This window comes from Rhodococcus sp. LW-XY12 (genome assembly GCF_019317345.1).
GTDB lineage: Bacteria > Actinomycetota > Actinomycetes > Mycobacteriales > Mycobacteriaceae > Rhodococcus > Rhodococcus pyridinivorans.
Window position 1 is genome coordinate 154,793 of sequence record NZ_CP079226.1, and the last position, 20,449, is coordinate 175,241.

Genomic DNA, 20,449 nt, shown 5'->3' on the forward strand with positions numbered 1-20,449 from the left:
ACCAGCGCCGAACAAGGACCAGTTGCCGACGGGCGGTGCCGGAGAATTGAATGGGTTCCGCGAAGGAGCAGGTCAGGGCTGCGGAGGCCGGCTACGGCGGGTTGGCGCGACGCTCCCGTTCGTTGACACCACACAGCGCCGTGATGTGGTCTGCGTCTCATCACATCCATGACCCGTTCCCACGGAAGGCCCCCACATGCGCCCACTGAGAAATGTGCTCACCACTGCCGCCTTCGCGGCGGTCGTACCCCTCGCTCTGACTGGTTGCTCCACACCCGAAGGAACCAATTCCACTGCAGCGGAAGGTGGCTCGTCCGAGGCATGCCCCACGTCGTCGGCTCGCGAATCGGTGACGCTCGCCGCCGGGCAACTGATCGAGGGAATGGCGCCTGTGCTGCTCGCGATCGAAAGCGGAGCGTTCGATGAGGCGAACCTGGATGTCAAGATCGAGCCGCTGCCCACCGCGGACGCCCTTCCCCAGATCGCGCAACGCAGACTCGACGGGCAGATGACGTCGTTCAGTACCGCCAACTTCAACATGGCCAACAGCGGGATGAACCTGCGGTGGGTGATGCCGTTGTACGAGCTGCCGTCGACGGAAGAGACGGAGGAGCTGCCCGGATACTGGGCGAACATCCGGTACGTGGGGACAGGTGACGAACTCGACCTGTCAGGTCTGAAGGGTCAGCTGATCGCGACGCCTGTCGCGCCGGCCGGGACCGGCGCGGGTGCCAAGCTGCTCGAGAAGTCGTTGACTGAACAGGGCATGACCCTTGACGACGTAAAGTGGACGGTGCTCAGCGGCGCGGATTCGCTTGCGTCACTGGAGAACGGCGCGGTGGCGGCGGCGTGGCTGTCGCAGCCGTTCGAGCGGATGGCAGCGAAGGACGAGAACCTCCGTTTGCTCGGGACGTACGAGCCGGGCGTGAACGGCAGCGCACTGCTCGCCGGCCCGTCGCTCGGTGACCGCCCCGAGGTTCTCAAGCGGTTCATGATGGTGGTCGGGGACGTGTCCGAGAAGTATCTGCAAGGCAACTACCGCGGGAACCCGGAAACGGTGCGGTTGCTCGCGGCGGCACTCGACCAGGACGAGGCGTCGCTGCGCGAGGGTGTTCCGTTGACGTTTGATCCAACCCTCAGCATGGACGGCGCTGACACGTACGTCGAGGAGCTGCAGGAGTGGACGATGGCCCAGGGCAACCTGGAGTACGACACACCCGTTCCGACCGACCGACTGGTGGACACGGAGACGGTAGCCGCGGCCGCGGCCTGCCGTCAGGGCTGACCGTCGGCGGGTGGGGGCCGACACTCCCCTCAACCCCCACCCGTCGCGGTTAGCGGACGATTCGCTCGCCCAGAACTACCAGCGTCTCGCTGAGAACCTCCCGCACCTGATCCTGTGTGAGGGTCTCGTGGTCCACCCATTCCCGCACTGCGGCCTTCACCATCCCGCCGTACGCACGGATGGTCGCCAGTGCGGTGACCCGCGCGCTCCCGGTGCCCGTGAACCCGATCGCCTCGAGAACCCGATCGGCCGCTTGGTTGTCGGCCTCGTCGAGGATCGCCCGCAGTTCAGGGTCGTTGCCTCCCCCATCAACGCCGACCGCGAGCCAGGTCCGACCGTGGGCCGCCAGAACCTTCATCAGCCAGTCGACGGACGCGGTCACCCGCTCGCGCAGCGTCCCCTCAGGGAGGTCCACGTCGTCGAGCATCGGGACGAACATCATCGCACGCACGACTTCGAGGTACAGGTCTCGTTTGGTCCCGAAGTAGTGGTGGAGCAGCCCTCGGGCGACACCGGCCTCTTTGGCGACCGCCGCCATCTGGACGGACCCGTAGGGTTGCTCACCGAAGACCCGGATGGCGGCAGTCAGGATCGCAGACCGCCGCTCATCCGGCTCCAGGCGTCGCCACCGAGGTTCGAGGTTGGTCGTCATGGCGTCAATGCTGTCACAGCAGCCGCTCGCCTCTCGCAGCCGACGCACGTAGCGAACCTGCGACCACGAACCGGTCGCCGTAGCGTTCCCGAAGTTGATCGGCGCGGGCAACGAATCCGGCGAGACCACCATTGTATTGGTTGATGTACTGCAGCGCGCCTCCCGTCCAGGCGGGAAATCCAATCCCCATGATGGAGCCGATGTTCGCCTCAGCGACGGTGGTGATCACACCCTCGTCGTAGCACTGGTAGGCCTCGATCGCTGCGGCGACGAGCATCCGCTCCTTGGCGTCGTCGAACGGGATGTCGACGAACGGGCGGTGGTAGTCCTCGGCTATTCGCGGCCACAGACCCAGCCGCTTGCCCGCCGGCCCGTCGTACTCGTAGAAGCCGCGGCCCTCGAGTCGCCCCGGTCGGTCGAACTCCTCGAGCATCCGGTCGACGAGCGGGTAAGAGGCGCTGGGTACGAACGGGATGCCACGGGACTTCGCGTCGGCGATGAATCCGGCGCGGATCTTCGCGATGGTCTTCATGTTGATCTCGTCGAAGAGTGTCAGTGCGCCAGCAGGGAATCCGGCCTGCAGCGCGGCCTGTTCGGCGCTCGCCGGATGCATGCCTTCTGCGACGAGGGACAGCGCCTCGTCCACGAACTTGGCGATGACGCGGTTCGCGTAGAAGCCGTACACGTCCTTGACGACGATGGGTGTCTTGCGAATCTGCTTGACGAAGTCGAGTGCGCGGGCCAGTGCCTCGTCGGAGGTGCTCTCGCCGACGACGACCTCGACGAGCGGCATCTTGTCGACAGGGGAGAAGAAGTGGAGACCGATCACGTTGTCCGGGCGGTCGACGGCGGAGGCCATCTCGCCAATCGGCAGGGCTGAGGTGTTCGAGGCAAGTAGCACGTCGTCGTTGCCTACGTTGGCGGCGACCTCGGCGAGGACCTTCTTCTTCAGCTCGACATCTTCGAACACCGCCTCGACGACGAGGTCGGCATCCTTGACGTCGGCGATGTTGTCTGTTGCGAGGATCCGGCCGAGAACAGCGTCGCGCTTGACCTCGTCGATACGCCCCTTGGCCACGGACGCGTCGAGCAAACGTCGGGAGTAGTCCTTACCGCGCTCGGCCGCATCCATGGTGATGTCCCGCAGAACCACTTCAGCACCAGATAGCGCAGCCACATAGGCGATTGCCGCGCCCATCATGCCGGCGCCGAGGACGGCGACCTTCTCGGCGCGGCGCTCCGGGTAGTCAGTGGGCCGGGTCTGGCCCTTGTTCACGGCATTGAGGTCGAAGAACAGTGCCTTGATCATGTTCGCCGACACCTGGCCGCAGATCAGGTTCGTGCAGTAGCGGGTCTCGATGGCGAAGGCGGTGTCGATGTCCACCTGTGCACCCTCAACCGCGGTGGCGACCACGGCGATCGGGGCCGGCATCGGTGCACCCTTGAGCTGCTTGCGTACATTGGCCGGCACAGCGGGCAGGTGGGCGGCGAGGGCGGGTGAGCTCGGGGCCCCACCAGGGATTCTGTAGCCCTTGCGGTCCCAGGGCTGCGCAGCATCGGGGTTCTCGGCGATCCACGCCTTCGCGCGGGCGAGCATCTCGTCGGCCGTGGCGACGACCTCGTCGACGATGCCGACCTTCAGCGCCTTCGACGGATTCATCCGTTGGCCCTGGCCGACGACGTTCAGGATCGCGGGGGTCACGCCGAGCATGCGGACGACGCGGGTGACGCCGCCGGCGCCGGGCAGGACGCCGAGGGTGACCTCGGGCAGGCCGAGCAGGCTGCCCTTCTTGTCCAGGGCGATCCGGTGGTGCGTGGCGAGCGCGACCTCGAAGCCGCCGCCGAGCGCGGTGCCGTTGATCGCGGCGACGACGGGCCGGCCGAGGGTCTCGAGGCGGCGGAACGACTCCTTGAAATGATCGAGCCCGGCAGCGATCTCGGCGGAGTCGGCGGGACCGGCGTTCATCAGCTTGTTCAGGTCGCCGCCAGCGAAGAACGTGTCCTTGCCCGAGGTGACGACGACACCGGTGATGCGGTCCTTCTCGTCCTCGAGGCGTTCGACGATCAACCGGAGTGCGACTGCCATCGAGTCGGTCATGGTGTTGGTGGGCTGGCCGGGATCGTCGATGGTGACCGTGACGACGCCGTCGGCGTCCTGCTCCCAGCGAATGACGTCGGTGTGGTTGTTGGTCATGACGGTTCTCCTCAGACCCGCTCGATGATGGTGGCGACGCCCATGCCGCCGCCGATGCAGAGGGTGATCAGGGCGCGGCGGGCGCCGCGACGCTCGAGCTCGTCGACCATGGTTCCGGTCAGCATCGCTCCGGTGGCGCCGAGCGGGTGGCCCATCGCGATCGCACCTCCGTTGACGTTGATGACGTCGTCGGCTATGCCGAAGTGCTGCTGGTAGTTCAGGACGACGGACGCGAACGCCTCGTTCAGCTCGAACAGGTCGATGTCGTCGACCGTGAGTCCGGCCTTGGCCAGCACCTTCTCGGTCGCCGGGACGGGACCGGTCAGCATGATCGTGGAGTCGGCGCTGCTGGTGGCGGTCGCGACGATGCGCGCCCGCGGCGTCAGTCCGGCGGCCTCGCCCGCGGCCTCGCTGCCGACGAGCACCAGCGCGGAGCCGTCGGCGATACCGGACGAGTTGCCGGCGTGGTGGACGTGGTCGATCTTCTCGACCCAGTGGTACTTCTGCAGGGCGACGGCGTCGAAGCCGCCGAGCTTGCCCATGTCGGCGAACGACGGCTTGAGTCCTGCAAGTGCTTCCGCGGTGGTGTTGCCGCGGACAAGTTCATCGTGGTCGAGCACCACTGCACCGTTGACGTCACGGACCGGCGCGATCGACTTGGCGAAGTAGCCGCCGGTGATCGCGGCCGCGGCCCGCTGCTGCGAGCGCACCGCGTAGGCGTCGACGTCGTCGCGGGTGAAGCCGTTGATGGTGGCGATCAGGTCGGCCGCGACACCCTGCGGGATGAAGTAGGTCTCGTAGTTGGTGATCGGGTCCATCGGCCAGGCGCCGCCGTCCGTGCCGAGCGGGATGCGGGACATCGATTCGACGCCGCCGGCGAGGACGAGATCGTCCCATCCGGAGACGACCTTCTGCGCGGCGGTGTTGACCGCTTCGAGTCCGGAACCGCAGAAGCGGTTGAGCTGGACGCCGCCGACGGAATCGGGGAGTCCGGCGCGCAGGGCGATGGTCTTGGCGATGTCGGCGCCTTGGTCGCCGACCGGGGAGACGACACCGAAGACGATGTCGTCGATGGTCGCTGGGTCGAGCTGCGGGTGACGGGCGAGCAACTCGTGGACGAGTCCGACGCCGAGGTCGATCGGCTTGACGCCGTGCAGTGCGCCGGTCTTCTTTCCGCGGCCTCGCGGGGTGCGGATGGCCTCGTAGATGAAGGCGTGGGTCATGTTCTGCTCCAGTGCGTTCGGGGTCAGAGGAATCGGGCGATGAGGTCTTTCATGACCTCGTTGGCGCCGGCGTAGATGCGGGCGATGCGGCCGTCGACGAAGAGGCGGGCGATGGGGAACTCCTCCATGTAGCCGTAGCCGCCGTGCAGCTGCAGGCATCGGTCGATGACCTCGGTCTGCCGGTCGGAGCACCAGAGCTTGATCATTGCGGCGCGTTTGACGTCGAGTTCGCCGCGCAGGTGCCGCTCGATGGCATCGTCGACGAAGGTTCGCATGACCTCGAGGGTCGTGGTGATCTCCGCGAGTTCGAAGCGGGTGTTCTGCAGGGCGAACAGCGGTTTGCCGAACGCGTGACGTTCCCGGACGTAGGCGAGTGTGTGCTCGTATGCCGACTCGACCGCGCCGAGTGCCGCCACGCCGACGATGAGGCGTTCCTGGGGCAGTTGTTGCATCAGTTGGATGAAGCCCTGCCCCTCGGCGGTCCCGAGCAGGTTCGCGGCCGGTACCCGGAGTCCGTCGAAGAACAGCTCGGTGGTGTCCTGGCCCTTCTGGCCGATCTTCTTGAGCTTGCGGCCGCGGACGAAGCCCGGGGTCTCGTCGCCCACCTCGGCGGCGAGCAGCGAGATCCCGGATGCGCCCTGCTTGGGGTCGGTCTTGACCGCGATGATGATCAGGTCGCAGGTGGCGCCGTTGGAGATGAACGTTTTGGCACCGGAGATCACGTAGTCGTCGCCGTCGCGGACGGCCTGGGTGGTGATCGCCTGGAGGTCGGAGCCGGTTCCCGGCTCCGTCATCGCGATCGCGCCGATCCACTCACCGCTGGCGAGCTTCGGCAGCCAGCGTCGCTTCTGCTCTTCGTTGGCGTAGGCGAGAATGTAGTGCGGGACGATGCCGGTGTGCACGCCGAGCTGCATCGACATTTCTCCGCCGCGGACCTGCTCGCGGAACAGCACCGCTTCGTGCGCGAAGGTGGCGCCGCCGCCGCCGTACTCCTCCGGCACGGACATGCAGAGCAGGCCGAGTTCACCGGCCCTGCGGTAGAGCGCGCGGTCGGGTTGCCCGGATTCGGCGAACTCCTCGCGCCGGGGTGCGACCTCCTTGGTGAAGAAGTCGCGGGCGAGTGCGGTGAGATCGTCAAGTTCGGTCGTCAAATGGTCCAGCGACATGACTGGGGTTCCTCTCGAGGATGTGGTGGAGATGCGCTGTTGGCGTTCAGCGTTCGTAGAGCGCGGCGATGTCTGCGGCGTACTTGTCTCGGATGGGTACTCGGCGCAGTTTCATGGTCGGGGTGAGTTCGTCGCCGCCGGGCAACCAGAAGGTCGGCAGCACCTTCCACCGACGGATGCCTTCGACGCGCGAGAGTCGTCCGTTGGCCGTTGTGACGGCTTCGTCGAGCGCGGCGAGGACCTCAGGATGCTTCGCGAGGGTGTCCGGTGTCGGGTCGGCGATGCCGTGGCGGTCGGCGAACGCCGCGGCCGCGTCGGGGTCGAGGGTGATCAACGCGGTGACATAGGGTCGGTTGTCGCCGATCGCGGCGACGGAGCCGACGAGTGGGCTCGCTGCTTTGAGCGCTCCCTCGATGTTGCTCGGCGACATGTTCTTTCCGCCGGAGTTGATGATCAGTTCCTTCTTGCGGTCGATGATCGTCAGGTAGCCCTCGTTGTCGAGCAGCCCGACGTCGCCGGTGTGGATCCACCCGGCGCCGTCGAGGACCTCGGCCGTCCGGTCGGGATCGTTTCGGTAGCCGCGCATCACGCCGTCGCCGCGGACGAGGATTTCTCCATCTTCCGCAAGTTTCACGTCGGTACCGGGAATGGCTTTGCCGACAGTGCCGTACTTCGGCCGCGCGGCGGGGTTCACGGTGGTGACGGCGGAGGTCTCGGACATACCCCAGGCCTCCATCACCGGGATTCCGAGGGCGAGCATGAACTCCAGCGCCGCGACGTCGATCGGGGCGGCCCCGGACACGGCCGAATCGATGGCGTCCAACCCGAGCTTCGCTCGCAGCTTGGAGAGCACCAGTTTGTCCGCAAGCGTGGCGGCAAGCGTGTCAACTCGTCCGAGCGGCGTGCCGGCGATGGTCGCCTTCGCCTTCTTCCGACCCGCTGCGACCGCCCATCGCGCCAGGGCACCCTTGATGCCGGACTCGGCGGCCAGTGTGGTTTCGACGCTGCCCTTGATCTTGTACCAGAGCATCGGCACCGCGGCGAACGCCGTCGGCCGCACCTGGGGCAGCACGTCGATGAGTGTCTTCGGGTTCTCGACGTCGACCACGGACATGCCGAAGTACATGGGGGCGTACTGGCACAGCCACCGGTTGATCAGGTGCGCGTCCGGCAGGTATGAGACGACTCGACCGGCGGTGAGGTCGCCGATGATCTCTTCGACGACCCCCAGTTGGTACAGCAGGTTTCCGTGGGTGAGCTCGACACCCTTCGGATTTCCGGTCGTGCCGCTCGTGTAGATGAGTGTCAGGACATCGTCGCGGCCGATCGACTGCCATGCCGCGTCGAAGTCGAAGCCGGGATCGGCGCTGGCGATCATCTCGTCCAGGCCGATCGTGTCCGGTTCGGTCGCGTCAACACAGACCGTCGAGATCGCACGGTCTGTGGTTGCCTCTCGAATCCGTTCCAGGAACTGGGATTCGGTCACCAGAACTCGTGGCGCAGCGTTGCCGAGCAGGTAGGCGATTTGGTTCACGCTGCTTGTGTTGTAGATCGAAAACCCGACGGCGCCGAGGTGCATCACCGCGGCGTCGACGAGGTGAAACTCAGGGCGGTTGGTCAGCATGATGCCGACGGTGTCACCGCTCCGTACGCCGAGTGCGACGAGTCCGGCGGCGAGCTCACGGACCTGGGCACCGTACTGCGCCCAGGTGTACGCGACGGTGCCGTCCGCATTGCGAACGGCGGGTTGGTGGCCGTTCCGGGCGACGCGCCGCTGGAAGTGCGTGCACAAGCTGTCCGACAACTCTGCCTCCTTGCTGGGACCCGCATCGATTCGCTGCGGGTGAAGATGGACGCGCCGAGCAGATCCTTCGGCGACATGTTCTGCTGTGACGGAGTCGGTTACCGGCGGCGGAGCCCGCCGTGGCGCAGGCTGAGAACGAGGGCGGTCAGGGGTACCACGTGACGCTGTCGGTGCAAGGTGATCGGCTCGAAACCCGGTATGCGGAAGCGTTTACGCACCACTGCCCTCGGCCGGACGAATTCGAGCAGTCCCTCGCGGCCGTGCAGGCGACCGAAGCCACTGCCCTTCGTTCCGCCCATCGGTACTGCACCCATGCCCGCGAACGCGACAACGGAGTTGATGGAGACCTGGCCGGCGTCGAGGCGGCGCGCGATCTTCTCGCGCTGCTCACCTGCAAACACCGAGGCGCTGAGACCGTAGTCACCAGTGTTCGCGAGTTCGACTGCCTCGTCGATCGACTCCACCGTCCTGACTGTGAGGACAGGGCCGAAGGTCTCCTCGCGCATTGCCGAACACGACTCGGGAACGTTCGCGAGCAGGACCGGGTCGAGGAATCCATCGGTGCGCGGGGTCTCGATACCTCCGAACACAACCTCGCCGCCTACTGCGACGGCGTCCGCAAGGTGCCGCTGCACGGTGTCGATCTGCTTCGGCATCGTCATCGCACCGTAGGTGGTGCCGACGCGGACGCCGCGCAGTTCTGAGATGAGAAGGTCGAGCAACCGGTCAGCGACAGAGCGCACCACGTAGACGCGTTCGACTCCGACACAGGTCTGACCGGCGTTGGTGAAGGCACCCCATGCGATAGCCTTCGCGGCCTCGGTGAGGTCCGCGTCCTCGGCCACGATCGCGGCGTCCTTTCCGCCTAGTTCGAGCACCGTCGGCGTCACCGTCTCCGCGCATGCCCCCATCACAGCGCGACCGGTCGCGGTGGACCCGGTGAACGCGATCTTGTCGACCCCGGATCTGCACAGCGCGGCACCGGTGTCGCCGTAACCTGTCACCACCGTGACAATGCCCGTCGGCGCAGCGGGATTCGCGAATCCGAACGCCCGGGCGTACCAGTCGGCAACGGCCGGGGTGTACTCACTCGGCTTAATCACCACCGTATTGCCCGCAGCGAGAGCGAAGGCCGTCGAACTGTTCGCGGCATAGAGCGGATAGTTCCACGGCGAGATCACACCGACCACCCCAAGCGGCTCGTGATCGACCCGAGCAGCGAAGTTCGCCAGCAGAATCCCCGGCGACACCCGGCGCGAAGCGAGGACCTGTTTCGCGTGACGCTCCGCCCAGCGAATGTGCTCGACGGTCAACCCGATCTCGACGATGGCGTCGTCCACGGGCTTGCCGTTCTCCCGGTGGATCAGATCGGCGAGTTCACGCCGACGCCGCCAGATGTGGCGGCGCCAGCGTTCGAGGTGCCTGCTGCGCTCGTTGACCGATTGAACGCTCCACCACGACGCTGCTGCACGCGCAGAATCGACGACCTCGGTGACATCCCGTGCGGACTGCACCGGGAACACGGCGACGATCTCGCCGGTGGCGGGCTCGCGCGATGTCAGTGAGCCCTGCCCGGGATTCGGCATGGGGACGGCTGAAGTCGGATCGGTTGTCATGGGGCCACTCCTCGAAACAACGCAAGGTGGACGTTGACGGCGTCAACAAGGAGTCGAAATCTCGCCTGTAACAGGAGGATCAGCGGTCGCCGCCGGCACGGCCCCCTACCCCGCACCGACCCTCACGTCCACTCTGTTGACGCCGCGCCAAATATAGACAGCCTATTGGCGCCGCGTCAACAAGTCTGCGAATCAGCCGCGCGTACGGGTCCCCAACTCGTGCAGGGCGAGCACGAGGTCGGTGCAGTGATCCGCGACCTCATCGGCCGTCGCGGAAATCCGACCCTCGAGCCAGTTCAGGAAGACCATCACCAGCGCCCCGGACAATGAGCTGACGACGAGGCCGAGCTTGTCCGGGTCGGCGAGGCCCGCGCTGCCGCCGTCCCGCCACACCACCTGCGCGACGTGGAGCACGAATACCGGGATCGCCGCCACAGCGTGGTCGCGGAGAACGTCGTCAACGAGCGTCTCCCGGAAGAGAATGCGGGCGCGCCGCGGATCCTCCTCGAAGTACGCCGCCGCCGCCATGAACGTGATACGCAGGCGCTCGGGCAACTTGCCATGGATGTCAGCGGCACCGATCACCTCGACGAGCTCCCCGACCACCCGGTCATAGACCGCGATGACGAGATCGCCACGACTGTCGAAGGTCTCGTAGAAGTACTTCGCGCTCAATTCGGCCTCGCGGCACAGGGCGCGCACGGCGGCCGCCCCTGTGCCGTCCGCGCCGATCAGCCGAAAGCCCGCTGCTATGAACTGCTCGCGGCGATCCTGCGCACGCTCGCCCAGGGTGCTACCACGCCAGACAGTGGGACTCTCCATGCCTTCACCCTCCCAGGTATCGCAGTTCACGGCCATCGCACTCTTGACTCAATGCCAACAGTACTGGAAACATACGTTTCCAGTGAGGCGCGGACCCCCGCCTCGACACCACCGGCTCGACACCCAAGGACACCGATGCCTGATCAGAATGTGACCGCAGCCGACCACGAGATCGTCGTCATTGGCGCTGGCTTCGGCGGCATCGCGATGGCCGTCAAACTCCGCGAAGCGGGGATCGACGACTTCGTGATCCTCGAGCGTGCCGCCGCTCTCGGTGGCACCTGGCGCGACAACACCTACCCTGGCTGCGCCTGCGACGTCCCGTCACAGCTCTACAGCTACTCGTTCGCACAGAACCCGGACTGGACCCGGACCTACGGCAAACAGGAGGAGATCCTCGCCTACCTGCACCAGGTTGCCGACCGTTACGATGTGAAACGGCACATCTGGTACGAGGTCGAGATGCTCGGCGCGCAGTGGAACGAAGCCGATCGGATGTGGACGCTCGAGACGAGTGCCGGCACCGTCACTGCACGTGTGGTTGTCACCGCCGCTGGCGTATACGGCGAGGCCAAGTACCCCGACATCCCGGGCCGGGACACCTTCACCGGCACCGCGTTCCACTCGCTGCACTGGGACCACTCGTACGACCCGACGGGCGATCGGATCGCCGTCATCGGGACCGGGGCCTCGGCCGTCCAGTTCGTCCCCGAACTGCAGAAGACGGCGCGGCGGCTGTTGGTCTTCCAGCGGTCCGCGCCATGGATCATCCCCCGGATGGATCGGATCACCTCCCGGTTCGAGCGCCAGTTGATTCGCCGCATTCCGCTCGTCGGCAAGGCGATGCGCGCGCTCTTCTACGGTGTGATCGAAGGGTTCGGGTTGGTCGGCTTCGTCAGCAACAAGTTCCGCTTCCCCTACGAGCTGATGGGCCGCTACCAGCTGCGTCGCCAGGTCCGCGACCCCGAACTGCGCAAGACACTGACGCCGGACTACATGATCGGCTGCAAGCGCGCGATCTTCTCCGATGAGTACCTCCCGGCGCTCACCCGCGAGAACGTCGACGTCGTCACCACCGGCATCGCGGAGATCCGTCCGCACTCGGTCGTCACCCGCGATGGCATCGAGCATGAGGTGGACACCATCGTCTACGGCACCGGGTTCCAGGTTCCCCCCGCCGTCTACGAGCGGATCCAGGGCGTGAACGGAATCACCTACGCAGACCTGTACCGCAAGGCCCCGCAGAGCTATCTCGGCATGGCCGTGGCCGGGTTCCCCAACTTTTTCAACACACTCGGCGCATTCGGTGCCGTAGGCAACCAGTCGGTGATCTACATGATTGAGGCCCAGGTCAAGTACATCGTCGACGCAGTCAGCACCATGCGGCGCCGTGGACTCACCCGCGTCGAGGTCCGAGACGACGTCCAGGATCGATTCGTCGACGAGATGAACCGGCGCAGCGACGGAACGGTCTGGCTCACCGGTGGCTGCGACACGAGTTACTACCACACTGCGGACGGCAAGAACGCCGGCCTCTACCCAGGGTGGAGTTTCGAGTACAAGCGCCGCGTGGAGAAGTTCGACTCAGACGCCTACACGGTGAGTACCCGCTGATGCCGTTTACCATCGCCCGTACACTCGACGCACCGATCGACCGCGTCTTCGACTGGCTTGCAGACGCCACCAACTACCTTGCCGCACTACCGATCACCCGCGTCGACCTGACTGGGCCCGGCAGCACCGAACCGTCTGGAGTCGGCTCCCGCCGAACGATCTGCGCCGCCGGCGTCGAATTCGACGAGGTGGTAACCGAATTCGCACGCCCCATCCGAATCTCCTACACCGTCGAGAAGACGCGGCCCCGACTACCCCACCGGGGAGCGACAGTTTCCCTGACGGAGACCCCGAAGGGAACCCGCGTCCGCTGGCGGCTCGACACCCGCATCGACGTACCCGTCGTCGGTCCACTGGCCGGCTTCCTGCTCGGCGCGCTGCTCGCCCCCGGCTTTCTCTTCATCCTCGCGGCCGCGCAGCGGTCCCTGAACGCGGAACGGATTCGTCCATGACCATCTTGCGACCACAGCGAACTCAACTGGACCTCCGAGGCCGAACCGTCCTAGTCACAGGTGCCGCGCAAGGAATCGGGCTCGGCGTCGCCGAGATCCTCGTCGGACGCGGCGCTGCAGTCGCGTTGGTGGACGTGAACCCGGACGCCGTCGACCTGGCGGCTGCCACGCTCGGGCCCAACGCGCTCGGCCTGGTAGCCGACGTCCGGGACCGGTCCGCGATGGCCAAGGTAGTCGCCGACACCGTTGCCCACTTCGGCCGCCTCGACGCGGTTGTCGCGAACGCCGGCGTGACACCGTCTCCGTCCACCATCCGGACCATGGACGATGCCGACTTCGACCGCGTGATCGGCATCAACCTCACCGGCGTCTACAACACGGTCCGCCCCGCCCTCGACCACATCATCAAGCAGAGAGGGCACGTCGTCGTGGTCTCCTCATGTGCGGCGTTCGCCCCAGGCGCGGGCGGATCGCCGTACATGATCAGCAAGTCGGCGATCGAACAGTTCGGAAGGGCACTCCGTGTGGAACTCGCAGTGCACGGCGCGACCGCCGGAGTCTCCTACTTCGGCATCGTGGACACCGCAATGACCCACGACATGCTCGACTCCGACGACCTCGGCAAGGAGATCGGTGGACTCCTCCCCTGGCCGCTCAGCCGCCGCATCACGGCACGGCAGGCCGCCAAGACGATCGTCGACGGCATGGTGAACCGAGCCCCCACCACCATCGCCCCCGCGGGGTGGCGGCAGTACTCGTGGCTACGCGGAATAGTCAACCCACTACTCGATCACCGCATGAGCGCCGACCGGCACCTACAGGGTCTGCTGCGCACGCTGGAGGAACGCGAGCGGTGAAGCGGCGACGCCCGACCTCCGATTACCCTTCCTACACCTCGAACCTCGTCCCGCTGCGGCCGTCCGTACGCTCACGACTGCTCCGCGGCGCCTCACGATCGACAGTCAAGCGTCTGGCCGATCGAGCACAGGTCGACCCCCGGGCGATCCGGCGCGCGCGAGTCGTGATCGACCAGGTCATGCGCCTGACGGCGTTCCCCGTGCACGGCACGACGGTGGAGGTCGTCGTCGCAGGAACGGTCCGGGGCGAATGGACCAGGCCGCCGGTCGTCTCCAGCGACGCCGCCGTCCTGTACGTGCACGGCGGCGGATTCGTCGCCGGGTCACCTCGCGGCTACCGGGGTGTCGCGGGACGGCTGACCGCGGCACTCGGGTTGCCCGTCTTTGTCGTCGACTATCGATTGGCGCCGGAACACCGCAATCCGGCTGCCGGAGACGACATCGACGCGGCCTTCGAATGGCTTGTCCGACAAGGCTTCGCCGCGGATCGCATCGTCGTCGCCGGAGACTCTGCTGGCGGTCACCTCGCGACCGAATTGATGCTGGCACGGGCAGATCGAGGTCTCACCCCGCCCGCAGCACTGGTGCTGTTCTCCCCGATGACCGACCTCGGCCTCGGTCTCGTCACCCCGGACCGGGCGAACGACGACGGCCTGCTGTCCCTGAAGGTCGCGCGGGCCGCAGTCGCCCACTACCTCGACGGCCGGAGCGCGGTGCCCGACCTGCGGCCGACCCCCGGCAGCGCCCTCCCGCCTGTCCTCGTCCAGGCTAGCGACTGCGAGCTCTTCACCGGCGACGCAGTCGAACTCGCGGACCGACTGCGTCGCGCGGGAGCCAGCTGCGAGTTGCAACTGTGGCCGGGCCAGATGCACGTCTTCCAACTACTCGTGAACTTGGTTCCCGAAGCCACGCGAGCGCACCGGGCCGCCGCGCAGTTCGTACTCCCTCTGGTCAGGCCAGGGGCCGACCGGATCGCCGGGTAGTGCGACCAAACCACCTCTTCGATGCCGCCGATCGGCCCATCCGGTCGGCGGCGTCGCTCACCGTCCAGGAATCGCACCGTCAAGTCCGCCGACGTCGGTGATCTCCCACCCAGCGTTCCGGTCGATCGTGACCGAGTAGGTGACCGTGGACTGCGCGCTGTCCGGGTTCTGCACGCTCGTCGAGTCCACATCCACGAACGCGTTCACCGTGTAAACCCCGTCCGCCTCCGTCTCGACGGTCGCAGCGATGGGGCTCGCAGTCGACTTCCACTGCAGAGGTAGGAGGATCTCCCGTAGGGGTGGGGACGTCGCCTCGAAGCGAGCAGCGAGCTCGTCCGATGTCCCCTCCTTGAGTCGGCCCAGCCACGCGTCCAGATCCTGGAAGTCCACGGTCGCGGCACCGACAGCGTAGTCCTCGGCGAGTTGCTCTGCGTGCTCGCGGTCCGCTGCGGCAGCGCGGTCGTCGTTCCGTGCTCCACTCTCTGACACGTAGAGCGAACCGAACACGGCCGCCGCCGCGGCGAGAACGACACCGCCGACACCTGCCCAGATCAGCACGGACCGCCGGAGGGTCACCGTAGCGGGCCCGGGCTGCGTTGCCTGGGAGCCCCCCTCGGCCGGCGACTCGTCGAGGGCCGACGGCGTCTTGTCCATTACCAAACTCCGTTCGTCATTTCGGGTTCACTTCCACGCGAACCGCGCCATCTTCGTCGACCGCGCCCAATGCCTGTGTTATCAGCGCACTGAGGTCGATCGGCTGCAGCCCACCGCTGACCAGGGGTTGCAGGACCGGGGCGATCGCGGCCAGCGTCGGCCCCTCCCGCTCGACCCAGTCGGTGACGCGCTCCAGCTGAGGTATCAGGCCGTCGCCCTCGACGTACATCCGCGGCGCGTCACCGGCCTTCGAGACACGAGCCAGGGAGTCGACGATCTCACTGAAACGCTGCGCGAACAGGGTCCACAGCGGCGACGACGCCCGGGCGGACGGTTCCAGCCACGACATGTTCCCGCCCATCGCCTGCAAGTCGACCGACAACTGCCTGATCTCCGGCAGCCGCGTCAGCAACGTAGCGGACAACAGTTCCGCCGAACGCTGGAGCTTCGGTGTCACGCTACCCGTGCCGGCGAGCGATTCGTCGAGGGTATTCGTCAAGGACGCGAGCACTGTCGGGTCGAGTTCGTTAAGCAAGCCGGTGACCGACCGCGCCACCATCGGAATCGACATCGAGGCGTCGATCAACTCCGATGAGACGAGCTGACCGTCAATCAGATACGGCCCGTCGGTAGTCGACGGACGGAAGTCGACATACGTTTCGCCAAGTGCCGACAGGTTCTCGACGCGAACCGAGCTTTGAGCGGGAACCTGTTCAGCCTCGTCGAGCGCAAGCATAACCTGCACCCCGCCGGGCGCGACGTCGACGGCACTCACCTCCCCTACCTCGATTCCGCGTACCAGCACAGGTGACCCTGGAAGGAGACCGGCGGCATCGTCGAGAACCATCATGACGGTGATATGCCGCCGGAACGGATCGATCTGCGCCACGCCGAGGAACAGATAGGAGGCGCCGAGAACGAAAACCGCAGCAATAGCGCCCAGCGACAACCACATCCCGCGGGTCACCGGACCACCCCGATCATCCGGAGAGTGTCGACGATCTGATCCACCTGGTCGTCCGTCGACATCGGGTCGCCCACGGTGACAGTCTGCACATTCACCTTCGGGCCGTACTGGAACCACGGCAGGATTTTGTCCCGCAGTAGCTCCGTTAATAGCTTCAGGTTCGACGGGTCGTCCAGGTTGAACGGGCGGGCAGCGAACGCCAACGGCATGAACGCCTCCGCTGCGCCGTCACTCGCGGTGAGCACAGGGGCCAGCCAGGACAGAGCGCGACTGATCTCGGCGATGCGGCCGAACAGCCCGAGCGCGCTGAGGAGCGACGACACCGCGTCCACGAGCTGTTCCACCTCACCGTCAGTGAGAATGTCCGCCAGGAGCGGGGACTTGTCGGCGACCTGCTGGGTCGCGCCGCCGAGCCCGTCGAGCAAGACGTCGAGATCGTCCTGGTTCGACGCCAGGTCCCGCGCATTTGCAGCCAGATTCTCCGAGATCCGCCTCGTCTGCGCCGCGTCCGCAGGGAGAACGGAGTTCAGCTCGTCGACGATCTCCTGGAAAGTGGTGACCGCGCCGCCGTTGACGAACAGCGCGAGCGCGGCCATGGTGTCCTCGATCTGATTCGTCGGCCGGGTCCGGCTGCGAGGAATGGTCGCCCCGTCGGTGAGGGCATCGCCCGATTGGTCGTCTCCACTGGTCATCAACGCAACGTGGATGTCTCCGAGGATGGTCTGTTGTCGCAGTTCCGCTCGGGTCGTCGCAGGGAGCCTGACCGACTCGAGCAACTCGAGATCGACAACGGCGTAGCCGGCTTCGGGTTCCGGTCCGGGCGACGGGTCGACCACCGAGACATCCATCACGGTGCCGATCTGCGCGCCGTCCGCGAACACCTTGGCGCGCATCGGCAGGTTCAAAGCGTCGGTGAACTCGACGTGCACCGTGTAGGTGTCGCCCGTCACGCCGGTGCCGGGGACGGGCACTGTCGCCGGGTCCACTCCGCAGCCAGCGACAGTGACCGCCACCGCTGACAGAGCGCATAGCGCCACCGTCGAGGGATGCCTCATCGGGACGTCACCGCCCCGAGCACCAACTGCGCAAGGTCCGTCGTCGGTATACCGTCGACGTCCCGGCAGCGGCCGGGAGTGGCCGCGTTCACTGCGGTGCACAGAGCGCTCGCCTCGTCGCCGCGGAGCGCGACTTTCGGTGCCGCGTATCCGATCGAGACCCGCCCTGTGACAGGGTCCGTGACATTCCCGAACCCGGCCGCGATGCCTGGCACCATGTCCAGGAGACCACGCAGACCGTCGACGTTCGCCGCCGCCCACCGCAGGAATGGAACCGTCGATTCGAGCTCCTTACTCACAGATCCTCCGGCCAGCACACTCAGTTCGTTCAACATCGGGAGCACCTTCGCTAGTGCGTCGCCCAACTCCACGACCATCGGGAACAGCTGGTTGTCGAGCACCTCGAAGGTCTCGGGGAACCGGGTGAACATTGCCTGGATGTCCGTCCACCCGCGGTTCGCACTCGCTGCGAGCGACGACAACGCATCGATGATCCGGCCGATCCGTGCGATGTCGACATCAGCCGAACCCAGCGCTCCTCCGAGCGTGTTGATCATCGTGTTCACCTCGCCACCGGTACCCGACAGCGCATTGTCCAGGGCCCGCAGCGACTCTCCTAGATCCGACTCGGTGCCGACTTCGGTCCCACGAAGCTCGTCCGATAGGTGGGCCACGGCGTCCAGTGCAGTGGTGAGGCTCTGTGGCGTCAACGTACTGGTGATACATGTGTCGGGATTCCACGCCTGTCCGGCACCGTCGCTGAACACCGTGAGATCACGGTCGGCGACGATGCTGTCGGAGACCGTCGTCGCCGACACCTCGCCCACCGGTGCGTGCTTCTCCTCCACCGTGAAGTCGACACGAACCGTGGCGCCGTTGCCACGGATTGCGGTGACGGCACCGACGTCGATGCCGCGGATGGTTACCTTGCTGTCCTTGTGAAGTCCGATCGAATCCGGCATCAACGCGCAGTACGACAGACTGCGCGCGTCTGGACCGGAATAGACGGTGAAGCCGACGATCACGACGAGGGCAAGAACAACGGTTCCGATGATCGACATGAGTGCCCGGGAGCCGAGCAGGCGGTGGATCATCAGCAGCTTCTTCCTGGGACGGGTACACACAGGCGAGGTGCGACGACGACGGTGCCGGAGTCGTCGATGACAGGGTCATCGGTGGCGAGGATCTGGTCCGTCCGCGTCGCGAGCGACCGGACTGTGGCCAGCATCGTGTCGAGGTTCTCGCTGATGCGGACAAGTTCTGGGGCCAGTTCCTTCAACACGGGGACGAGGGGCTTCACCGTCGCTTGCCACGCGGGTTCCAGGCCCTCGATCCGCTGGATGGCGCTCACTGTCAGCGTTCCGGCCAACTGCATCTCGGCCTGCTTGTCCAGTACCGTCGTCTCCAACTGGTTCACGCTGACGACGAATCTCGCCAATTGTGCTTTGGTCTGCTCCAGTGCACCGGAGTACTCCTCGACAACCGCGAGGGCCTCTGACACCTGGTCGCTCTGGCGGTCGAGTATGTCGGCGAACGACGTTAGCCCCTCAACTACCTGTCGCACACTGTCTGGTGCGGCCTCGAGCGCCGCGCCGGACAGTGTCAGTGACTCGTTGACCGAGCCGCCGTCGACGGCGTCCAATGGGCGGATCGCGTCCTGGAAGACCTGGTTGAGGCTGTACGGCAACCGCACTCGATCTGCAGGTATCGGCTGATCTCCCAAGGGCTGGTCGCCAGCCGGCTGCAGTGCGATGTAGTGGCCACCGACGATGGTCAGCATGCGCACGTCGAGACTCGACTCACGGCCGACAAAGACGTCACGGTCGACGGTGAACGTCAACCGCACGTGGTCGGGTTCGAGTTCGAGTTCGGTGACCGTGCCGACGGATATTCCGGCGACTCTCACCCCGTCGCCAACCGCGATCGACTGAGCCTCGGTCGCGAAAGCCGTGTACGTGTGCTTGCCGACCGGAAGCACCGAGAACAGGCCCGCAGCGCCGAGAAGGGCAACCACCACGCTGACACCGAGCAACCCTCGCCGGAGTTCGCGGCGCTCTGTGAAACCTGCCTGCGATTCCCGTGACCGGCGCTCGCGAAGCCGTCGAACCATCACTGGCACACCACCACTCGCTGCCCCGAGATCAAGACCTGAAGCTGCGTCGGCAACTCCGCTGGCCCTCGACTGCATCCGAGGTCGAGACCTGTCCCGCCGGTCGCAGCCTGCATGTCGAGTGACTGGAGCACCACGGGGAGCCTGCGCAGCGAGTCCACGGCCGCGGCTGGGTTCGGAAAAACAGTTCGGACGAGTTCATCGAGATCGGGATTCGACTCCGGCGTCAACCCAAGGTTCGCCAAAAGACTGTCCAGCGGCGCCATCACGGCTGGCGCCGTGAGGGCGAAGTCGACGACGCCTTCTACCTTGCGTTGCAACTCGTCGAAGAGATTGGCGAGTTGGGTGAGCAGGACGATGGCCTGAGGGGACCGACCTCCGAGTTGTTCGGAGATGATCGACAGATTGCGAATCAACGTCGACACGACCACTTGGCGGTCGGTCGCGTATTCACTCAACTGGCCGATTGAATCCATCGCCGGGCCGATGCCGGTGCCGTCGCCTTCGATGACTGCGATCACGCTGCGTGTCAACTGATTCAACGATTCCGGGGACAGCTCTTTCAACACCGGTCGAAGCCCGTTGAACACGGAGGTGATGTCGAACGAGGGCACCGTCTGTGATGTGTCGATCGACGTACCAGGGCCGATCTGCGACCCAGGCTCGGGTGCCTGCTGCACATCCAGATACCTTTGACCGGTCAGATTTTGGTAGCGGATCGCGAGCGTCGAGTTGTCGAATACCGAGTGGTTCGACAGCACCGTGAACCGCACGCGGGCCAGGCTGCCCGCGAGGACCACCGACTCCACCTTGCCCACGGCGACACCGAACATTCGGACGTCGTCACCGGTCGCAAGGCCACTGGCATCGGTAAACATGCCCTCGTAACTGTCGGTGTCCCCATCGACAGGTCGCTGCACGGCGGTGATCACCGCCGTGAGAAGGACCACGATCAGGACGCCGAAGATGCCCAGTTTCATTCCGGTTCGCAACAT

The 20,449-nt window shown here is 65.9% G+C and carries 18 protein-coding genes; 5 read left to right on the forward strand and 13 right to left on the reverse strand.

Annotated features, from left to right (window positions below; genetic code table 11):
- Positions 1-349 precede the first annotated feature (349 nt).
- Entirely contained in the window at positions 350-1,285 is a 936-nt protein-coding gene (locus tag KXC42_RS25025; RefSeq protein WP_064256993.1) for an ABC transporter substrate-binding protein, read from the forward strand.
- Between the two features lie 49 nt (positions 1,286-1,334).
- Here KXC42_RS25025 and KXC42_RS25030 read toward each other — a convergent pair whose 3' ends face one another.
- From KXC42_RS25030 to KXC42_RS25060, 7 genes are all read right to left on the reverse strand, one after another.
- Positions 1,335-1,937: a TetR/AcrR family transcriptional regulator gene (locus KXC42_RS25030; protein WP_064256994.1), complete on the reverse strand. Its 603-nt coding sequence runs from the start codon at positions 1,935-1,937 to the stop codon at positions 1,335-1,337.
- A 13-nt stretch (positions 1,938-1,950) separates the two neighbouring features.
- Positions 1,951-4,131, reverse strand: a complete 2,181-nt coding sequence (locus KXC42_RS25035; RefSeq protein ID WP_064256995.1) for a 3-hydroxyacyl-CoA dehydrogenase NAD-binding domain-containing protein — start codon at positions 4,129-4,131, stop codon at positions 1,951-1,953.
- A gap of 11 nt (positions 4,132-4,142) precedes the next feature.
- Positions 4,143-5,354 carry an acetyl-CoA C-acetyltransferase gene (locus tag KXC42_RS25040; protein WP_064256996.1) on the reverse strand — a complete coding sequence of 404 codons (1,212 nt, stop codon included), beginning with the start codon at positions 5,352-5,354 and terminating at the stop codon, positions 4,143-4,145.
- 23 nt (positions 5,355-5,377) lie between these two features.
- Complete coding sequence (locus KXC42_RS25045; RefSeq protein WP_064256997.1) at positions 5,378-6,520, reverse strand: acyl-CoA dehydrogenase family protein; 1,143 nt, start codon at positions 6,518-6,520, stop codon at positions 5,378-5,380.
- A gap of 46 nt (positions 6,521-6,566) precedes the next feature.
- A complete protein-coding gene (locus tag KXC42_RS25050) occupies positions 6,567-8,324 on the reverse strand; it encodes a long-chain fatty acid--CoA ligase (protein WP_064256998.1) in 1,758 nt (585 codons plus the stop codon).
- A 98-nt stretch (positions 8,325-8,422) separates the two neighbouring features.
- A complete protein-coding gene (locus tag KXC42_RS25055; protein WP_082899726.1) occupies positions 8,423-9,940 on the reverse strand; it encodes an aldehyde dehydrogenase family protein in 1,518 nt (505 codons plus the stop codon).
- A gap of 192 nt (positions 9,941-10,132) precedes the next feature.
- Positions 10,133-10,792, reverse strand: a complete 660-nt coding sequence (locus tag KXC42_RS25060; protein WP_219130578.1) for a TetR/AcrR family transcriptional regulator — start codon at positions 10,790-10,792, stop codon at positions 10,133-10,135.
- Positions 10,793-10,897: 105 nt separating this feature from the next.
- Here KXC42_RS25060 and KXC42_RS25065 point away from each other — a divergent pair, with 105 nt between their 5' ends.
- From KXC42_RS25065 to KXC42_RS25080, 4 genes are read left to right on the forward strand one after another with little or no spacing between them, the layout of a single operon-like run.
- Entirely contained in the window at positions 10,898-12,376 is a 1,479-nt protein-coding gene (locus KXC42_RS25065; RefSeq protein ID WP_064257000.1) for an NAD(P)/FAD-dependent oxidoreductase, read from the forward strand.
- On the forward strand, positions 12,376-12,828 hold the full coding sequence (locus KXC42_RS25070; protein ID WP_064257001.1) for an SRPBCC family protein: 453 nt from the start codon (positions 12,376-12,378) through the stop codon (positions 12,826-12,828). Before KXC42_RS25065 ends, KXC42_RS25070 begins: the two co-directional genes overlap by 1 nt.
- Positions 12,825-13,685: a short-chain dehydrogenase/reductase gene (locus tag KXC42_RS25075; RefSeq protein WP_064257002.1), complete on the forward strand. Its 861-nt coding sequence runs from the start codon at positions 12,825-12,827 to the stop codon at positions 13,683-13,685. The genes KXC42_RS25070 and KXC42_RS25075 overlap by 4 nt, the downstream gene beginning before the upstream one ends.
- Positions 13,682-14,668: an alpha/beta hydrolase gene (locus tag KXC42_RS25080; protein WP_082921083.1), complete on the forward strand. Its 987-nt coding sequence runs from the start codon at positions 13,682-13,684 to the stop codon at positions 14,666-14,668. Before KXC42_RS25075 ends, KXC42_RS25080 begins: the two co-directional genes overlap by 4 nt.
- 57 nt (positions 14,669-14,725) lie before the next feature.
- Here KXC42_RS25080 and KXC42_RS25085 read toward each other — a convergent pair whose 3' ends face one another.
- From KXC42_RS25085 to KXC42_RS25110, 6 genes are all read right to left on the reverse strand, one after another.
- Positions 14,726-15,322, reverse strand: coding sequence for a hypothetical protein (locus KXC42_RS25085; RefSeq protein WP_064257003.1), 597 nt, complete (start codon positions 15,320-15,322; stop codon positions 14,726-14,728).
- Between the two features lie 16 nt (positions 15,323-15,338).
- Positions 15,339-16,289, reverse strand: coding sequence for an MlaD family protein (locus KXC42_RS25090; protein ID WP_082899729.1), 951 nt, complete (start codon positions 16,287-16,289; stop codon positions 15,339-15,341).
- Positions 16,286-17,260 carry an MlaD family protein gene (locus tag KXC42_RS25095; RefSeq protein ID WP_257606231.1) on the reverse strand — a complete coding sequence of 325 codons (975 nt, stop codon included), beginning with the start codon at positions 17,258-17,260 and terminating at the stop codon, positions 16,286-16,288. Before KXC42_RS25095 ends, KXC42_RS25090 begins: the two co-directional genes overlap by 4 nt.
- An 80-nt stretch (positions 17,261-17,340) precedes the next feature.
- Positions 17,341-18,438 (reverse strand): MlaD family protein, encoded by a 1,098-nt coding sequence (locus KXC42_RS25100; RefSeq protein WP_064257022.1) that lies wholly within the window; start codon positions 18,436-18,438, stop codon positions 17,341-17,343.
- A complete protein-coding gene (locus tag KXC42_RS25105; protein WP_064257005.1) occupies positions 18,438-19,454 on the reverse strand; it encodes an MlaD family protein in 1,017 nt (338 codons plus the stop codon). Before KXC42_RS25105 ends, KXC42_RS25100 begins: the two co-directional genes overlap by 1 nt.
- Positions 19,454-20,449, reverse strand: coding sequence for an MlaD family protein (locus tag KXC42_RS25110; protein ID WP_064257006.1), 996 nt, complete (start codon positions 20,447-20,449; stop codon positions 19,454-19,456). The genes KXC42_RS25105 and KXC42_RS25110 overlap by 1 nt, the downstream gene beginning before the upstream one ends.

Excerpts from the sequence above, each read along its gene's own strand:
- KXC42_RS25030 (WP_064256994.1), bottom strand. The coding sequence starts at position 1,937 with ATGACGACCAACCTCGAACCTCGGTGGCGACGCCTGGAGCCGGATGAG.
- KXC42_RS25035 (WP_064256995.1), bottom strand. The coding sequence starts at position 4,131 with ATGACCAACAACCACACCGACGTCATTCGCTGGGAGCAGGACGCCGAC.
- KXC42_RS25040 (WP_064256996.1), bottom strand. The coding sequence starts at position 5,354 with ATGACCCACGCCTTCATCTACGAGGCCATCCGCACCCCGCGAGGCCGC.
- KXC42_RS25045 (WP_064256997.1), bottom strand. The coding sequence starts at position 6,520 with ATGTCGCTGGACCATTTGACGACCGAACTTGACGATCTCACCGCACTC.
- KXC42_RS25055 (WP_082899726.1), bottom strand. The coding sequence starts at position 9,940 with ATGACAACCGATCCGACTTCAGCCGTCCCCATGCCGAATCCCGGGCAG.
- KXC42_RS25065 (WP_064257000.1), top strand. The coding sequence starts at position 10,898 with ATGCCTGATCAGAATGTGACCGCAGCCGACCACGAGATCGTCGTCATT.
- KXC42_RS25070 (WP_064257001.1), top strand. The coding sequence starts at position 12,376 with ATGCCGTTTACCATCGCCCGTACACTCGACGCACCGATCGACCGCGTC.
- KXC42_RS25075 (WP_064257002.1), top strand. The coding sequence starts at position 12,825 with ATGACCATCTTGCGACCACAGCGAACTCAACTGGACCTCCGAGGCCGA.
- KXC42_RS25085 (WP_064257003.1), bottom strand. The coding sequence starts at position 15,322 with ATGGACAAGACGCCGTCGGCCCTCGACGAGTCGCCGGCCGAGGGGGGC.
- KXC42_RS25100 (WP_064257022.1), bottom strand. The coding sequence starts at position 18,438 with ATGATCCACCGCCTGCTCGGCTCCCGGGCACTCATGTCGATCATCGGA.
- KXC42_RS25105 (WP_064257005.1), bottom strand. The coding sequence starts at position 19,454 with ATGGTTCGACGGCTTCGCGAGCGCCGGTCACGGGAATCGCAGGCAGGT.
- KXC42_RS25110 (WP_064257006.1), bottom strand. The coding sequence starts at position 20,449 with ATGTTGCGAACCGGAATGAAACTGGGCATCTTCGGCGTCCTGATCGTG.